General features: G+C 42.3%; 12 protein-coding genes. 7 read left to right on the forward strand and 5 right to left on the reverse strand.

The window, feature by feature from the left end:
• Positions 1–335: 335 nt before the first annotated feature.
• From AM1_RS31810 to AM1_RS31825, 4 genes are read left to right on the forward strand one after another with little or no spacing between them, the layout of a single operon-like run.
• On the forward strand, positions 336–659 hold the full coding sequence (locus AM1_RS31810; protein ID WP_012167211.1) for an AbrB/MazE/SpoVT family DNA-binding domain-containing protein: 324 nt from the start codon (positions 336–338) through the stop codon (positions 657–659).
• Complete coding sequence (locus AM1_RS31815) at positions 649–1,092, forward strand: type II toxin-antitoxin system YhaV family toxin (protein WP_012167212.1); 444 nt, start codon at positions 649–651, stop codon at positions 1,090–1,092. The genes AM1_RS31810 and AM1_RS31815 overlap by 11 nt, the downstream gene beginning before the upstream one ends.
• Positions 1,092–2,747 carry a tyrosine-type recombinase/integrase gene (locus AM1_RS43580; protein WP_012167213.1) on the forward strand — a complete coding sequence of 552 codons (1,656 nt, stop codon included), beginning with the start codon at positions 1,092–1,094 and terminating at the stop codon, positions 2,745–2,747. Before AM1_RS31815 ends, AM1_RS43580 begins: the two co-directional genes overlap by 1 nt.
• Entirely contained in the window at positions 2,747–3,640 is an 894-nt protein-coding gene (locus AM1_RS31825; RefSeq protein ID WP_012167214.1) for a WD40 repeat domain-containing protein, read from the forward strand. The genes AM1_RS43580 and AM1_RS31825 overlap by 1 nt, the downstream gene beginning before the upstream one ends.
• Positions 3,641–3,979: 339 nt before the next feature.
• Here the strand turns inward: AM1_RS31825 and AM1_RS31830 are convergent, their stop codons facing one another.
• The 3 genes from AM1_RS31830 to AM1_RS44570 form a co-directional block, all read right to left on the reverse strand.
• Positions 3,980–7,048, reverse strand: a complete 3,069-nt coding sequence (locus AM1_RS31830; RefSeq protein WP_012167215.1) for an inverse autotransporter beta domain-containing protein — start codon at positions 7,046–7,048, stop codon at positions 3,980–3,982.
• An 860-nt stretch (positions 7,049–7,908) separates the two neighbouring features.
• A complete protein-coding gene (locus AM1_RS31835) occupies positions 7,909–9,582 on the reverse strand; it encodes an ISL3-like element ISAcma23 family transposase (RefSeq protein ID WP_012166248.1) in 1,674 nt (557 codons plus the stop codon).
• Positions 9,583–9,616: 34 nt separating this feature from the next.
• A complete protein-coding gene (locus tag AM1_RS44570) occupies positions 9,617–9,751 on the reverse strand; it encodes a pentapeptide repeat-containing protein (protein ID WP_187152979.1) in 135 nt (44 codons plus the stop codon).
• Between the two features lie 779 nt (positions 9,752–10,530).
• Here AM1_RS44570 and AM1_RS31840 point away from each other — a divergent pair.
• Entirely contained in the window at positions 10,531–12,189 is a 1,659-nt protein-coding gene (locus AM1_RS31840; protein ID WP_012167218.1) for a ferritin-like domain-containing protein, read from the forward strand.
• A 204-nt stretch (positions 12,190–12,393) separates the two neighbouring features.
• Here AM1_RS31840 and AM1_RS31845 read toward each other — a convergent pair whose 3' ends face one another.
• Complete coding sequence (locus AM1_RS31845) at positions 12,394–12,840, reverse strand: hypothetical protein (RefSeq protein WP_187152980.1); 447 nt, start codon at positions 12,838–12,840, stop codon at positions 12,394–12,396.
• A gap of 172 nt (positions 12,841–13,012) precedes the next feature.
• The gene (locus AM1_RS31850) at positions 13,013–14,479 is read right to left on the reverse strand and encodes a tyrosinase family protein (RefSeq protein ID WP_012167220.1); all 1,467 of its coding nucleotides are present in this window, start codon (positions 14,477–14,479) and stop codon (positions 13,013–13,015) included.
• A 519-nt stretch (positions 14,480–14,998) separates the two neighbouring features.
• Here AM1_RS31850 and AM1_RS43585 point away from each other — a divergent pair.
• Positions 14,999–15,232 (forward strand): site-specific integrase, encoded by a 234-nt coding sequence (locus tag AM1_RS43585; RefSeq protein ID WP_238549342.1) that lies wholly within the window; start codon positions 14,999–15,001, stop codon positions 15,230–15,232.
• Between the two features lie 869 nt (positions 15,233–16,101).
• On the forward strand, positions 16,102–16,767 hold the full coding sequence (locus AM1_RS31860) for a hypothetical protein (protein WP_012167223.1): 666 nt from the start codon (positions 16,102–16,104) through the stop codon (positions 16,765–16,767).
• Positions 16,768–17,123 lie beyond the last annotated feature (356 nt).

A 17,123-nucleotide genomic window follows, 5' to 3' on the forward strand; every position in this document is an offset into this window, starting at 1 on the left:
AGACTTTGAGACTAATACTAACAAGTCCTGTTACAGCAGTTTCTAAAGTTTTTCCCTCCAGTGACACTGTTCTCTAATCCCCCAATAATATTGACTTTGATTATTATTAATTGAATACGTTGATTCTCATATATTCCTTGGATTTAATTCATAAAAAGCATGAGCGATAGAGTAGGAAAGATGTATATATTTCTCTTCTTATTTGTTACTCAGCCTGCATAATAAACCTCAAAATTGCCGTACTTCTTCCCAATAATTTTTATGATATCTGGCTGCAATGCCATTGATATGTTATTACAGTATGTTATAACGTTGGTATTGCTTGGTTTAGCGCTATGACTGATAAAACTTACAAGGCATCTTGGGCCAAAATTGGGAATTCCTCTGGCTATCGGATCACGAGTGATTTCTTCCGGGAACATCCCGAGTTCGTTGGTTCAGATGGGGTTATCCAAGTCATTGCCCCAGACACCGTTGTCTTTTCACGCGCGAAGACGGAGGAAGAAGGCCAGGAGGAAGATGATCTAATGCTCAGTCTCTACCTGGACTTTCTAACCAAACAGGCCCTCGCTAACCCTGATGAGTTGGAAGAATATACTCAGGACATGGCCGATGAGGACGAAGAGTTAATCGCGGGTGTGATCCTCGATGCTGATTAATGACTGGAATATTTACTTTCTCAAACGCCTGTTTGGACAACAACGTTTGGCATTAAGGACTGAAGTAAAGCGACTGAAAGCCACTCTACCGCCAGAAGACTATGTACGCCATCCCCAGGTGAAGCTCTATGCTGCTACCATGCAGGCGATCAAAGCGAAAATTCCAGCCGATCCCTTTGCGTCTCATTTTGCGTTGACTGGACCTCTCAAGAAGTTTGGTCGGGTGAAAAAGATGGGGATTCCTAATCGATATCGGTTATTTTTTCGAGCGTTTAAAGTCCCTGAAAGTCAGTCCATCTTCGTCCTATGGTTGGGTTATCCCCGTAAGGAAGGTGATAAGAAGGATTGCTATCGAGCGTTTCGAAAAATGGTTGAGCGGGGTGATTTCCCTGATTCTTTGGATGATTTGATGGTTGAAAGTGAGCAAGGTTGATGAGTAAAAATTATGGGGTAGATATCCCGGAAGTCAAACTCATCACCTTCCCCACGACGGAAGCGGATCAAGCACCGTCTCCAAAATCCATCCGTCGAGGCAGACCGACACAGATTCCCACTCCGATGGATATCCGCTGGCCGATGGTTCAGGAGTTCCTACGTAACAGCAATTTATCCCCCAATTCTCAAAAGCTCTATGAACGGGAGCTTAAACGGTTCTTGGGCTGGACCCATTTTCGATGGTCGGATCTGACGCTTCGGCATCTGGGCCAATACAAAGTCTACCTGATGGAGCTAAAGGTCGCTGAAGGAAAGACGCTCTCCAAAAACAGTCTCAATAGTGCCTTAACGGCCCTCAAGAGCTTCTTCAAATGGCTGACCCAGTTTCACCCGGAGCTATGCCCGACCAATCCCACCAAAGGGGTGAAGTTTGAGAAGGTGCCTTTGCCCCCGGCCCAGAATTTGACCCCGGAGGAGATGACGCGAGTCTGGGATGCGATCACACAGCGGGAACAGACCCAACTGAGAGACCTGGCCCTAGTGCAGTTGCTCAGTCATAACCTTCGAGCGGGGGAAGTAGTAACCGCCAATGTGGGGTCTTTTGATGGCCGATTGATTAGTATTACCAAAACCAAGAATAACCAACCTCGACTCGTGCCCCTTTCAACGGAAGGGCAGCAGGTGGTTCAGGAGTATCTAGATTGGCGAAAGGATCAACAAGGGGAAGCGTTATCGGCTGAGTCTCCGTTGATTCTGTCCCACCACCAGGGCTGGGAAGGGCAACGCCTGAGTTATCACGGGGTCTATTTTGCTGTGGAGGATATCGGCAGATTAGCTGAACTCCCCGATCTTCACCCCCATCAGTTTCGACATACAAGTGCGACTGAATATTTGCGAATGGGGTTAGACCCGGCTCATGCCCGACGATTAACAGGGCATACGGATGAGCGGTCCTTTCGACGGTATACGGTGGCAGCAGAACAAGAGGCTGCGATCACTGCGTTTTACCGGGCGGAAAAGGAGGGGCAACCTTTAGTCTTTGCCCAGTCGTTGGACCGGAAGCAGCGTCAATTGCTGGAGGCACTAGCAGAGATGACGGGGAAGCCTCCCCTGTACCAAGATGATTTGGATGAAGGGATCATTGATTTTGCTCAGCTCTGGCAGGAAAACTTACAGGAACTTGAGCTATTAGTGGCTGATGTGCGGGCTTTGCCAGAAAAGCTGGGACTGAGAGGTTTTGTGAAAAATGAGCGGCAGTCGACATCGCTAGAAGAACGGGTCCTGCGTGGCGAAATACCGACCAATGAGGTGCTTCAGTTAGATCCTGTCGTCGAAGAGCCTTCGGACTGTCCCCAGGTAAGGTCTGTGGAGAGTTCTCATCAAGTCATTCATTTGGGTATGAAGCTCTGGGTTAATGGGAAGAAAAAAGGCAAAGTTAGGAAAGCGATTGAGGAGCGGGTACTCGAACAGTTTCAGATGGTCAAGCGGAAACCGCGAGGAAATGAATACCAGCTAACGGTTGAGGTTGAGGAAGACGATGACTTGCCAGCGATCCTCTCTCAGATGAAGTGGGAGATGGAGGTTCTGGGAGAGTTGGATGAATGTTTGGTTGAAGTAAAGCTCAATGACGAAGCCAAGAAGGGTAAACCCTAATGCACATTGTCTCTGGACATCTAGATTGTGTCTCTGGTATTAGTGTTAGCCCTGATGGTCAAACCCTCTTCTCTGCATCCTGGGACAAGACTCTGAAGATTTGGGAGCTGGCAACGGGTCGGGAGCTGAGTATACTCTCTGGACATACTGACTTCGTTTCTGATGTGATGATCAGCCCTAATGCTCAGACTCTGGTCTCTGCATCTTGGGATATGACTTTGAAGGTCTGGGAGTTGGAGACAGGCAAGGTAAGGCACACCCTTACTGGGCATACTGACTTCGTCAATGGCATCAGCATCAGCCCTGATAGTCAAATCCTCGTCTCCACGTCTTGGGATGGGACATTAAAGGTTTGGGAGCTAGAGACGGGCAAGGAGCTGCATACCCTCAATGGTCACACTTTTTCAGTCCATAGCGTCAGTATCAGCCCCGATGGTCAGACTCTCGTTTCAGCATCTAGTGACAAGACCTTAAGGGTTTGGGAGCTAGCAACAGGCCGGGAGCTGGGCATCCTCAAGGGTCATTCTGACTCTGTATCTGATGTGAAGATCAGCTCTGATGGCCAGACCCTCATCTCTTCATCTAGTGACAACAGCCTTAAGATTTGGGAGTTAGCAACAGGTCGTGAGTTGGGTATTCTCAATGGACATACTGACTCTGTCATTGGCATCAGCATCAGTCCCAATGCTCAAACCCTCGTCTCTACATCTTTGGATAAGACCCTCAAAGTCTGGGATCTGCAGACGGGTAAAGAAGTAATGAGTTTTTCTGGCGAAAGTGCATTTAGTTGTTGTGAGATCGCCCTGGATGGTCACACAGTTGTTGCTGGAGATTTTGATGGAAAACTTTACTTTTTTTCTCTAGAAGATCTAAGTTTTTCCGATGAGCACTAGAGCACTTAAACTCCGTCCTAGTATGCATTCCAGAGATAAAGGTGTTATCTTTTCGTGTAAGTTTTTGGGTAATGCAGATAAGAGGGATTATTTGGAGTAGAAATAACTACTAAAATACCCTTGCTGCTATAAGAAGGTTTTTGAAACGTGGTTTTGAGATTATGGAGGAAGGAAGGATGTTCTGTAACTCGGGTTTTGAACATTAAAAGGCAATAGTTTAGGTCAACAGAATAAAAACCCGAAGCCCTTTATAACTATTTTAGTTTGTATCGCTTGAATGACATACAGGGAATGGATTTCAGTTTAATCAACCTCTAAAATAAAAACTGAAATGAGTTGCTAGGGACAACTAACTACATTCGTAAAGGGACTAGAAGGAGTTCCAGGAGGAACCAACGTGCCATCGAAGCTGAAGATTGCATTATTATTGTCAAGACTGACAGTTGTTAAACTTTCCACCTGGAAAGGACTCCTCGCAGAGATTAGATTAAAATCTAACCCTCCTGCCATTGCAACGTTGGGATTATCACTACGATTGCCAGAAATAGCAGCACAGATGGGATTAACATCATAATTTCCTATCCGTAAACTATCCTGTCTTGCTTGAATCCGTACACTGTCCCGCCCTGCTTGAAGGATTTTATTATTAGAAATAGTAGCGGATTGGATGGCTCCATTGCCAACAGGCCTTACTAAGATACCGTCAGCATTTTTCCCTGACGTCGAAACCGTGTTTCCAGAGATAGTCGCTTTATTGATAGTGCTGTCTATGTATGGCTGGACCCTAATACCAGCAGCATTGAATCTATCCGTTGAGACAGTGTTACCTGAAATAGTCGCAACGGTGATTGTACCGTTTTGGGAAGGTTGAACGTTAATGCCATAGGCAAGTCCAGTTGTCGAGACGGTATTTCCAGAGATGATCGCAGTGGATATAACGCTATTAGTAGTAGGCCTGATATTAATACTGGCAGTTGTACTAGGAATAGTAAAGAAAGGTCTTAAAACCATATCATCAGAAATTAATCCAGCTGTTGAAATTTTATTTCCAGAGATGGTCGTGGTGGTAATAGCACTGTTATAGCCGGGTCGGAGCAAGATCCCATCAGCAATTCCAGTAGTCGAGACAGTATTTTCAGAGATGCTTGCGGTAGTAATAGTACTTTTATTGAACGGCTCAACCAAAATGCCATAAGAAAAGATTCTATCCGTTGAGACGGTGTTTCCAGAGATAGTAGCAGTAGTGATGACACTGTTGTAGATAGGCCGAACGGAAATACCCTGAGAGTTCAATCCTGCTGTTTCCACCGTATTTCCAGAGATGTTAGCGGATTGAATAGTACTATTATTGGAAGATTGAACCACGATGCCGTCAGATTGTACTCCATTTGTTTCAATCGTATTTCCAGAGATAGTAACGGATTGAATAGCACTATCATTCAAAGACTGAATCACAATGCCGTCAGTACTGATCCCTGTTGTTTTAATTGTGTTTTCAGAGATGACTACACGGTCCAAATTGATGTTGGATAAGCTGAGAGAAATACCGTGAGATATACCTGGAGCAGCAGGATCAACAAATATAGGGTTCCTGGTAATCTGGTTATTAATAATTTCAGCAGAACCTGTTATGTTCTCTAATTTGATGCCTGGAGAAAAGTCTCTCCCGATAACAATAATCTGATTGTTCTGCACCCTAACATTACGAACGTTACGGCCAAAGATGCCTCGATTGCCTGAAAAATCTACGTTGTTGGGTAAAGGGGCTATGTTTAAATTTGCGATGGTAGTATTATTTCCCAGCACCACTCCATCTCTTCCCGTGCGTTGGATGCGGCTCCCTGAGGTACCTACAATTCGAACTGAGCCTGTAGACGCACTAACATTGCTAATATCCACTCCTGCCATCGCAGGGTTATCAATATTAATCGCGTTATTGTCAAGATTGAGTGAGCCACTAATGCCATTGATTGAGATGCCATTGGTAGTTGAATTTGTACTAGCAAGACTATTATCTATAACAGTCGCAGTAGTAATGTTGTTAGCTACTAATGCTGGGGCACCCGTTACCTGTACATCAAACCCTGAGAGCAGCGTGTTATTCCCCAAACTGACGGTACTAGTGATGCGAGGGAAGCTACTATCGCCAGAGAAGGGAAGTTGAACCTGGCCTAGCCTAAGAACACTCTCTGGCCGCAATGGGAATGAAATGGGGTTAACATCAATCTGCTGTACAGCTCCTCTTGAACGAACTTGTACCTTGTCAGGAATCGTAAATCCTTCAATACCTGAATTTATCCCATTTGCTACATAAACGATGTCATTCCCATCCCCCCTTATCACTCCTAGTGCATCTTCCAAGCTAGGAAATGGTGATTCAAAGGTGCCATCGCTATTGCCCAAACCTAAGTTGACATGGTGAAAAAACCATGGCTCTCCCGTGGTTGGGTTCATTGCTGCAACCGTTTGAGTCTCAGTTTCAAGAAGTTCTGTAGTGTTGGGGGTATCTACAATTATGCTGTTGTTGCGAATGACTGAATCACCCATTCGTGCCACAACATTGTTCGCTGGTGAAACTGGGCTTTGAGGCTGATTTACTGAGAGTGTAAAGGTGATATTTCCCAACACATGGGTGCCGAAAAAATCATCATGCTGAATTCCAATTCCACCACTGATATTAGGAGTAGGTCGTACCTGTAAGCGCAACCGACCTCCAATCGTATTACCTCGAATACTGCTATGGAGAAAGTAAGGGCCTAGGTATGCTCGTAAATCACCTCCATTCTTAAAACTAAGGAGTTGTTTTCCAACTTCAAAGTCCACTCCGGCCAAGGCTTCTTCAAATTGACGCGTAATCAGACGTCGCCGCAGCAAGTCTAAAAGTAGAATATTCCCAGTAAATCGAGGGTCACCATTAAGTTGCAATACCTCAAAAATACGTTGCCTGGTTTGGCGGCGAGTACTGCCAACGGGCCAATACCCATTCAGGTGAAGGTCAACATCCTTTCCGAGACTCTCTATACCCAAGCTCAATTGCTGGAAGGTATTATTATCAGTGTTACGAATATCAAAACCTAGATGACCACCAAATATACGTTTTAGATCATCACTATACTGACGGAAGCCGAACAGAATATTTCCACCTGGGTTGCCCTGGTCATCTAGCAGGAGACGGCCTTCGAAGAAGGTCAATGCTCGACCCGGCTTCTGCCAAACAGGAACAAAGGTTTCGAGGCGAGTGGTGGTGTTTGTACCACTGCTGGGGCTATTCGCGCCAATACCGAAGCGAGGCGAGAAGCGTAGGTCAGAGGCTTGAGTTGAAGGTTGAGGCTCAGCGATCGTAGGCAGGCTATAAAAAACAGTAAGGGTAATCGCTGTGATGGCTATGCGATCGCAAAATAATGCCATAACTTAGCTCCTTAATTTTCAGGAAAGGAAATGGAACGATGCTGAGGGGAAATTATAATCTGATAAATGATTTCGGATTTTGTGTGTAACCTACCTGAAATAGCTACTTTTTAGTTTAGTAGTTAGCGTTAATAAGGTCTTGATTAAGACAAATTATTAAGTATTATCTTGTTGATATTTATTACCTGAAATAGCTAATTAACAGAGTGGCCAAATGTCATTAGATTAGAGTTTTGAGATAAATTAGGGAATTCTTTGAATTATTAGATAACCCTAAATTAGCTAAAATAATTTGCACCTAATATAGGTCTGATGAAAGGTAAACTCCCATCTGTAAGAATTATCCAAAAATTCAAGAAACTACAAGGCCCAAATCAACTGCCCTGCTGCAAGCAGACGGGGTATGGAATACGATTTGCTCCCAAACCGTAGATTTGAATTGCAATTCCATTTCTTCGCTGCAAGCAGCGGGGAATCTACCCTCACTAGATTGAAGGGCCGCTGACACCAGCTTCAATCAAACACTTTTAGGGGCTTGAAACGACGCAAATACGTTCGAGAAGAATCCAAATTATTACTAAAGGCTAAAGAAAATTGAGAAATACTAAGGCCTGAAGTCCTTTCTCTGTATAGCTTCTAGCTTTCGTTGCAGTTGGTATCAGCAACTCTTCAATTGGGCCAAAGTGATAAAAATGTTAGTGTCCTTATTTATTCGCCATGGACTGAGATAGCTGAAATGCTTTGATAATAGAGAATTCAGAGCACTCCTTGATGAACTGCGTATTCTCGTAACCTCGGGATCTAGTCCACTTTTGGTGATGCTTGAGAAAATGCACGCAAAGCTATAAGCAGCAACTACTTCAGCTCATAAGCACCAAGCGTTTATTCAAAAGGTCGAGACCAGCCCTCCCATACATTTGGCGCTTCACCATTTTCAATCGATTATTTTGTCCTTCAACCTGGCCATTACTCACTTCCAGTGTTAGGGCAGCTTTGACCGCTTCGTAGTCGTCTAGGAGCCCTTTCGCAAAACTCTGAAAAGGTTTCAGTGCACTATTTTTAGCTCTGTCCAACCACGGGTCTAGATGTTGAGGTAATCTCTTCCTGACGATGAAGAGCAAGCTTTGAGCCAGATCAATGGCTTTTGAGAGTTCAGGTTGACTACTCAGCTGTTCCAAAATTGTCTCATCCTCTTCCGTTAGATTTTCCACCTTGCGCATCACCAACCAAGCCGCCCTCTGAACTGTCAAAGGCTTTTGGATGAGCTCTTGAGCCTCAGGAACAGGTCCTCTTCCTGGTAGCTCATTGAGGGAATCTCGTGGAGGCTGCGGGGGTAGAGACTGACGCAATTTGTGAGTGTAGCGAACGACCATCGTATAACTGCCCTTGAAGCCCTGCTGCTGAATCTCTGCTAATAATTGTTTGGAATTCTGACGACCTTTATTCCATTGTTCAAGCAGGTAGGCTTTGTAAGGGTTAAGACCACTCCATCCTCGTCGGGGATGGGTTTTATACTCTTGAAATGTATCAGCAGCTAGGTAGGTATACACAGTGCGTTTGCCAATCCCCAGATGATGAGCAATATCTTTGATCAGGTAACCTTGCTTGCGTAAAGCATGAGTCTGCTCGTATTTTTCCAATCTTCGAGCCCGATTTTGAGCCTTACGAGAATTAGGATCAACTTGAGGTTTCACCACAGGCTGGCTCATTGCTTCTGTGTCTTGATGCTCAGCAAGTGTAGCTTTCAGCAGGGTGTACTCGACTGTCTTGATTACTTGGGAATGAGAGCTAAACACGTTTTCTAGAATTTCTTCAAGGTTCTGGAGTAGATGAAAGCGGTCTGCAACCTGCAATGCATCAGGTGCCCCTTCACTTGCTCCTGATTTATATGCCTTGGAGCGATCACGAGAAATGACTTCGACACCAGGGTGCTCGTTCAACCAATCTGCTAACGTGTCTGCTTTGCGATCTGTTAACAAGACAATAGGTTGATGCTTTTCAAGGTCCACAAGAATGGTGCCATATTCATGGCCTCTGCGAAGTGCAAAATCATCCACCCCTAATATTTTGGGCGTTGTCACTGAGGGAAGTGGAAGCTTGAAGAGGGCTCTCAACATAGTATTGCGACTACTTCCATAATTGATTTGATAACTCAGCCGGGCTGCAGCTGCACCACCAAGGGCCAAGCCAATCGAACTAAGGTGTTCTGCAAAGCGAACTGTCCTCCGAGCCCAAGGAACCGCGACCTGGGGTAATCGCTCAGTAAAAATGCGACGCTTACAAGTTTTATTGGAACAGAAGAACTTGCAAACTTGAAGCAGAATAGTCAGACAGAATTCCACACAGGGAAGATCTCTCAAGGTCCGCTCATAGCGACTGTGAACCCGGTGTGATGTTTGATGGCAGACTGGGCAACAAGCCAAAGCTTGAGTTGAAGAAACATGGAAGGTCATCTGATGGTTTGTGGAGTCAAGATCCCAACTGTCCAAGTGAAGGGTGTCTTGGCACGGAAGGAATTGTTGGAAGAGTTCCATAACCAGACCTGGCAAGGGTTTACTCCTCTATCCTCTACCGCATAGTTGGCATCACCAAAAGAGGACAAGAGCCCGAAGCTATGCAAATACGCATGAGGTTAGCATCGGTGAAGTTGGTACCAATGAGATCAGAACCATTAAAGTTAATACCGCTAAAAATTTCTTTCAACTTCCTAAAGTGAAGATGTAGCAGGATTTGTGAATTTTTTTTTCATTTGTGATGGTGGCTACAATATTGACTATATATTTAGGAAATATGAGGATATATCTGCATCTCAATTAAGCTATTAAGCTAAATCTTAGAGGATTTTTACCAGCTTCATAAATCTCCAAGAATGCATGTTACTTAAGACTTATTTCTGTATGAGTCTGTGGCAACAAGAGATATGAAGTAAGAATAAGATAAGTCAGTGGTTAGAGTCCCTCATAACCTCTAAGTATCTGGATCGGAACGCTTGCTGCAAAAGATATATTTCACAGTATCTCTTTTATTTTTTAGTGGCTTAAGCACTGATATGGCTTGATGAAAAGCATCTGAGTAATGTTCTACTCAGTCATTTCTTATTGGAAGTAAATAATGATGAGTAATTCGTGATACCAATTTCGTTTAGAGATGAGCTAATCGATATGCTAAAGTGGCGTATTTACAATGCTTTAGCAGTTCAATACAGGTCATCTTTATAGGTAATTGGTATGTGTATTGGTAATTTAATATCTTCCTTTTAAGGAAAAGAAAGAATTTAGATTGCTAATCTTTCCCGTCATATTTTTTCAAAATGAGGTGCAACAAAGAAGGTTATTGATCAATACCGAATGAAAGCTAAACATTATAAATTTATGAAGTAGTTTCTTCAAATATTTACGAATCTCTGTCTCAAATCAGCTCTTGAAAGTAATCCGTGAATAGAGCAAAAATAATTCTCACTTTAGATATTTTGGAAATGGTTTATGAACATATCTGCATTATTAAAAGTCTCTAGAAATGAAAGAGATATTACTTGGCTAAGAAAAGCACTGCAAACAGCTCTAAAGCTTGAGTTTTCAACCTTACCTCCTTACCTCATTGCACTGTGGACAATAAATGATCGCAACTCGTTCGCATACCAGTCCATTCGCAATCAAATTGCAGAAGAGGAAATGCTACATATGGGACTGGTATGCAATCTAATTGTGGCAATGGGTGGGGAGCCAGATCTAACTTCTAGCGATGGTGTACCCACTTATCCAGGCCCTTTGCCAGGAATGGTGCAATCCGATTTGGAAGTATCTTTAGCACGATATTCTCCAGAAGCACTTCAAACCTTTCTGGCGATTGAATACCCCGAAAATCCTCCTATTGAGATTGGCAATGATCCCAAGCCAGATGCCCAGGCTAATGATTGTGCATCGGATTGTGCTAAAACTATTGGCCAGTTTTATACCGAAATTCTTGAAGAATTTCAAGATTTACAGGATCGAGGCGAACTGCCAGAGTTTGATACTAACCAACAACTCAAATACTCAGTTGATTTTCAGAATGACCCTGATCGAAAAGTTTTTTTAATTGAAAGCCTTAAAGATGTCAAACGTGCGATCTCAGTTATCAAACGCCAAGGTGAAGGGACAGGCACATCCCCAGAAGATACAGGGGTAGAAGACCTCTCTCACTACTATCGATATTTAGAATTAGATCGTGAACGGCGAATTCGATTTATAAATGGTCAGTTTGTCTACGGTAACAAGCCTGCAGACCAAATTAAAGCTCCAGCAGAAGTTTATTCGATGGCTACTATTCCTGAGAATGGCTATCAGAGAGAAAATGTTTCTAGCGATGTCTGGGAAAAAATCACAAAATTTGATAGAACTTACTCCAAAATGCTCTTAGAAATTGAGCGAGCATGGACATACCCTGAAGAAGAAGGTGGTGGAAAACTATCTCTGGATGATGCTGTTCTAAGAACAATGTTTGAGCTGACTAATGATGCAGTCAGTATTCTACAAGAAATAATTCCTAATGCTTCTGGGGAACGTTATGGACCTTGTTTTCGCTTTGATCCAACCGTAACCCTCCCAGATGGGAATGATTCAGACAATACTGGAGGTATAAATCCCTTTCCTACTTGGGAAATTGATATCAAAAACTTTTTTACTGCTGGTGATATTGGTTGTATGAATAATGTCGGAAATCCTCCCTTTGATTTGGCCAGCTACACAGATGTATTCCAATTTGCTGATCAGATTTTAGATCGAGTTTCTTTACCTGAAGAAGACCCCCTTCTCATGCCACAAGGGGGACCTCGTTGGCATCAAGATAAGATTGATACATTTCAAAATTGGATAACAAATGGTAAGCCAAAGGTACCCACTTGGGATGATAATATCCGAGATTTATTTGAATCTTTAGATGTTAATTGCATGAAAAATAGTGGTTCGCGATTTGATCTTAGTAACTATGATGATGTCGTTGCGAAAGCTTCAGATATTTTGAATAGAGTTTCTAGAGCTGAGGGAGCTAGTGGAGTGATGCCTCCACAGACAGATAGACATTGGCCAGATAATTGGGTTGCGACATTTAAATATTGGTCTGAAAATGGAATGCCTAAAAGTAACGATAATCTACCAGAATAGCCTCTAAAATCTGGTGATATAGCGAATTTTGAATAATAAGTAGAAAGTCGAAAGACAGAATTCTTGCTTCAATCTAGTGAGGGTAGATTCCCCGCTGCTTGCAGTGAAGAAATGGGATTGTAATCCAAATCTACGGTTTGGGAGCAAATCGTATTCCATACTCCGTCTGCTTGCAGCGGGCAGTTGATTAGTCCGACAGAAATGTTACTGGTTTGGCACCTCAAGCGTCAAAGATTTGAATGTTAGTGCGAAGTCTGTTGGGAAAGCAGTTACATAATCCCAATGGATAGGAACAAAGGTAACTTGCAGTTGCTTTCTCCCGTCAAGATGAGCTGGTGTAATGATGCCCGCATGCCATAACCTAGAGAGTGTCGGCGCGATATTAAATTGTTGGGACTGTACGTCCTCAAGACCTAAAACAAAGCTGCTTATGTAATGCTGATCATCAATGGTAGTGTTAGCATCAGCATCTGGATTCTCAATAAAGATTCGAACACCCTTCAAATCCTTTGCCGCCTGCGGATAAACGTCTCGAATAACTAAACGGGCAATCTTGAGAGAGCCACCCTCAAGATGAAGTTTAAGGGTTTGCCGAACCTCATCTCCGATTTCTAACTGAAAGGTGCTAGAAGAATTGTTGATGATGTTCATAGTCATGGGATCACTCTTACCACTGTTGCCGCTTAGATCGGCTCCTTCGGCTCGAACATCTGAGTTTGAGGCAGAGCAAGCTACTGAGATGCAACTCATCAAGGCGATGGCAATGAGTCTAAAGATCGCTCTCCTTGAGACCCTCATAGCCACCCATGTGAAAAATCTGTCTTCAAGCATTGAGGTCAACCACATCAATCTGAACCATATTTGGTTGGATTTCCTCCACCGATGCGAAGGCATTCTGGTCACCAAAAAGGGAGCGAGTCACAATCGAAACTTTCAGGCTATTGCTCTCTGACAAGCGAGTGTCTCCATAGAGTCTCTTGACAGCTTCAGTAGCATTAAGAAGTACATTCTTCTTGTGACCATGACTCCAACGCTTTCTGTTGCCGCCACCTTGTCCCTCAAAGAAGGTGAAGTTGCCGACATATCCCGGTGCAGATATAGGAGTTTCAGCAGTAATGTCAGGCCCTAAAAATACAAAAACACCAGTATTTTGCTGCTTTGGTGTCTTGACACCTTCAATACGCAGACGTACAACATAGTTAGGTACTCCGACTGCTGCCGTACTTATAAGACGACGAGTCCGTAGAGATAAATCCACATTAGCTTCAAATGAAAGCACATTTTCCACAAGGATAGACTTCGACTCAATTACAGATTCTACAACCTGCTGCCTTATTATGCTTGATCGTGCTGCCAACGTCTGTGTTAGGTTAGTAATCTGATCGGTACTGTAGACATAGCCCATAACCCTTGAGTCCACAGTCTGACCACACGTGAATTCACTCCCGACCTGGTTTTTATCAACATCATAGAATTCGTTAAAGGATTGGTTCTGCCACTCATCTTCTGAAGGAGGTAAGTGGCCTGGTCTAGAAAGCCAATCAGAGTAAAGGCGGTCTATGTTGCAGTGATGCATCCAGAATATTGGATCCAGAGGAGAAAAAAACTGCACCATATTGCTATTCTTCCCACCGACATCACCAACCCATCGATGGATGAAGTTGTGTGGGATTACCTCTAGTTCACCACTACCTCCAATACCTCCATAGGTTGCATAGTCGGGATTCTGCTGGATGCTCTCGATCCTAACGGGACCAACATACTCTTCTAATTCTTGTTGTGTAATCTCCTCTCCGTCGGGACGGCCACGACCTGCCGTTGGTGCTGAAGAACAAATAGACTGGATCGAAATATTATCGTCGAGAGGATTGGCATCGCCATAGAACGAACTCGGTACAGTATGGGTTTGTGACCAATCCCAATATGGCAGTGCAAAGGTAGCGTTACCGCTGAAGTGTTGGATGAGTTGCTCGAAATAGTAGAGATAAGAGCGATGCCAGGGTGCAAAGTACCAATTACTATGCTTACAATCGGTAAAATCATTACAGTTACCATGAATATAAGCTTGGAGAATCCATCCTCGTGGGTCTTCAGGATCTGTATTTATCAGCCTCTTCATCTCGCTCACTCCATCGCGCAAAGAGGCAAGATCGCCTTCTGCATCAGGGCTAGCAACATTCTTTCGCGTGCGCAGTTCCTGTGCTTGCGCTACCTTGGTGGGAAGAAAGAACAAAGCCGTAGCTGCACCAGCAGAGATCAGGAACTCACGACGTGTTTTAGAAGTAAACATTACTCATCCTCTTCAGTAGTGATTAACAGTTTTTCTATATATTTTGCAAGTGCAAATCAAAAAAACTCACTAAGGATACTAACTAAACTATAAAAAATAATATAGAATCCGTTCGCATTTATCCAGAATTATTTGATGCTTATAATTTAGTCATCACCTCTGATTTTTTAGGTAGGCAAGAGTTAATCTTTATCAAATGTTCACTACTAAAAATACAGTAGTGAACATTTGATAAAGTCAATTTTAGTTAAATACGACAAGCTGTCAAATTATAGCAGATCGGATAATAGAACAATCCAAAACATGAATTAAAGGCTAAGAATAATACTAGTTTTAATGGATTTTGGGGCTACCTGAAATCGCCTATCAACTGGTTTCAGATTTTTATACGGTTAATCTAAAATATAGGTTTTTTAGCCTAATAATGAATAGCTGAGAAAGAATTGATAGGTGATTTCACTACTTCATTCTGGAAGTTCTCTCTATAACTACGTTTTTTCAGCAGGGTAAGCTAGACCCATGTACCAGGGATCTCAGGTATTTATGGACCATCAGTTTGTTGCTATTACCTCGTTTCATGACCTGCGAAATGTAGGTTTCAGACGCACGGCTCTGACGCGGATGCACAATGCTGGAGTGCCGACAAAGCCTATTCAGCGAATTCCGGGGCATAGGACGCTGGCGGTACTGTCGGGATATCTGGAAGTGACTGATGAGCAAGTGGAGGGGGCGATAGTGAAGTTGGTGTTTTAGTAAGGTCAGTTTGATCAGTTCATGGAGACAAGGATTGTTGCAAAGTGATGTTTTGCAATTAATAGTGGAGATATTGTGATTAAAAAGAATATTTTTAATGATTTTTTTACTGAGTATCTAGTGTATAGAGATGAATTAAATAGTTAATTTATTTCTATGATGGATTCGTTTTTATGAACGGGAGAAACCATAATTATATTAAGAAATAAATCTTTAAAGTTGCATTTTAGTTTTAGTAAAAGTATCATAGACTACATTCAGGTGATAACTTTAAAGCATTAGGTCGAGGTTCTGTTAACAAACATAAGGAAGATATAGACTTGTAAGTCTACTTTTATCTCTTGAATCTCGCTATCAAAAATCAACTACCCCATGCAAGTAGACAGGTATGAAAGATGTTTCCCTCCCAATCTGTAAGCTTGGATAGGAATCTTTTCTCTTCATTGTAAGAAATGGGGAGTGTACCCTGACTAAATGCAAATACCAAAAATCTTAATATTTTCTTGTGCATAAATAATCTCTGTATGCTGTTTTTTTAAAGAACTAAAAGTAAAGCATATTGAATAATAATACTTGGGCAATAGTGCTGATTTTAAATATGTTTATTCGAATTATTCAATAACTATTTTATGTAGTTGTATAACTTTATTGCTGTGAGATTTTTTAGATCATTTTTCAGGATTTACCTGTTAAGAAAATATGATTTTGAGTAGCTCCTTCCTACTCTTAGGCCTGATGATTTCGACGCAACTTACCGATTTTGTAAAGCAGAAGATGAGGAGAGTACTTTTTGAAACCTCACGGTTATGAAGTCACAAAAATAGATACTACTCATTATTAAAATACAAAAGCATTTTAAGGTTAGAAGAATGAACAAGAAAAATTTACTAGCATTAGCTTGTATATTACCACTATTTATTCAGGCTCCAGTCCATTCTGAATCTCAACAGCCTAGTGGTAGAAACTGCCGCCATATAAAATCAGTATTACAATTAGCAGATGATAATAATCTTGATACTGAAATTCTTATTAAACTCCAAGAAAAATATTGCTCTACTAACCATTCGGATAAACTATTTATTCTTCCTGAACAACAGACTGAAAAGACTTGCTCAGAGATAACAACTATAGGTAACTTCTCTTATGTTAGCAATGATCAACAATCCAGAGAACTATCAAAGCAAATAGTTAATCGTTCAAAATTTATATGTAGATTTGATGATGGTAATGGATCATTTGATTGGGGAAATGGTCAAACAGCGAAATCAATAGGTGGTACTTGGTATTACCCAAATGGTCAAACAGCGAAATCAATAGGTGATACTTGGTATTACCCAAATGGTAACCGTGCTTCTTCTGTTTCTACCAGTTTATTGCCATGGGCTTGCGAAAAAGTAGAACAAGAAATATGTGATCGAAGGTTATCACTAGTTTCTAAGCTACAACAATCAAATGATTCAACTAATGAAGATTATAGAGAATTTTATCTTAATCAATCTATTATTATGCTCGCTTGGCATGCACATCTTCAATAGTGATTAGGAACTATGAAATTTTGCCTTTATCGCATGCATTACTTCTGAACAAAAATTATTCATAATAAATAATACAATAATTTGTTTGACAAAAGAGGGCTTCATTCGCATTAATTTCACATAATTTTTAGTGAATTGAGTTGCTTCAGCACCCATAGTTTCAAGCATAATTAAATAATACATAACGCTGGTGTGCCGACGAAACATATCTAGCGAATATCGGGACACAGGACGCTGGCCGCATTGTCGGGGTATCTTGAGGTCACCGCTGAGCAGGTGGAGGGGGCGATTGCGAAGTTGATGTTTTAGTTAGGGTTGGTAAGGCATTCTAAAGAAAATCCCATAAGGATCTGGTT

The organism is Acaryochloris marina MBIC11017 (assembly GCF_000018105.1).
In the GTDB taxonomy this organism is placed as follows: Bacteria; Cyanobacteriota; Cyanobacteriia; order Thermosynechococcales; family Thermosynechococcaceae; genus Acaryochloris; species Acaryochloris marina.

Coding starts and splice junctions, on each gene's coding strand:
- AM1_RS31810 (WP_012167211.1), top strand. CDS start 336: ATGACTGATAAAACTTACAAGGCATCTTGGGCCAAAATTGGGAATTCC.
- AM1_RS31815 (WP_012167212.1), top strand. CDS start 649: ATGCTGATTAATGACTGGAATATTTACTTTCTCAAACGCCTGTTTGGA.
- AM1_RS43580 (WP_012167213.1), top strand. CDS start 1,092: ATGAGTAAAAATTATGGGGTAGATATCCCGGAAGTCAAACTCATCACC.
- AM1_RS31825 (WP_012167214.1), top strand. CDS start 2,747: ATGCACATTGTCTCTGGACATCTAGATTGTGTCTCTGGTATTAGTGTT.
- AM1_RS31830 (WP_012167215.1), bottom strand. CDS start 7,048: ATGGCATTATTTTGCGATCGCATAGCCATCACAGCGATTACCCTTACT.
- AM1_RS31835 (WP_012166248.1), bottom strand. CDS start 9,582: ATGGAACTCTTCCAACAATTCCTTCCGTGCCAAGACACCCTTCACTTG.
- AM1_RS31840 (WP_012167218.1), top strand. CDS start 10,531: ATGAACATATCTGCATTATTAAAAGTCTCTAGAAATGAAAGAGATATT.
- AM1_RS31845 (WP_187152980.1), bottom strand. CDS start 12,840: ATGAACATCATCAACAATTCTTCTAGCACCTTTCAGTTAGAAATCGGA.
- AM1_RS31850 (WP_012167220.1), bottom strand. CDS start 14,479: ATGTTTACTTCTAAAACACGTCGTGAGTTCCTGATCTCTGCTGGTGCA.
- AM1_RS43585 (WP_238549342.1), top strand. CDS start 14,999: ATGTACCAGGGATCTCAGGTATTTATGGACCATCAGTTTGTTGCTATT.
- AM1_RS31860 (WP_012167223.1), top strand. CDS start 16,102: ATGAACAAGAAAAATTTACTAGCATTAGCTTGTATATTACCACTATTT.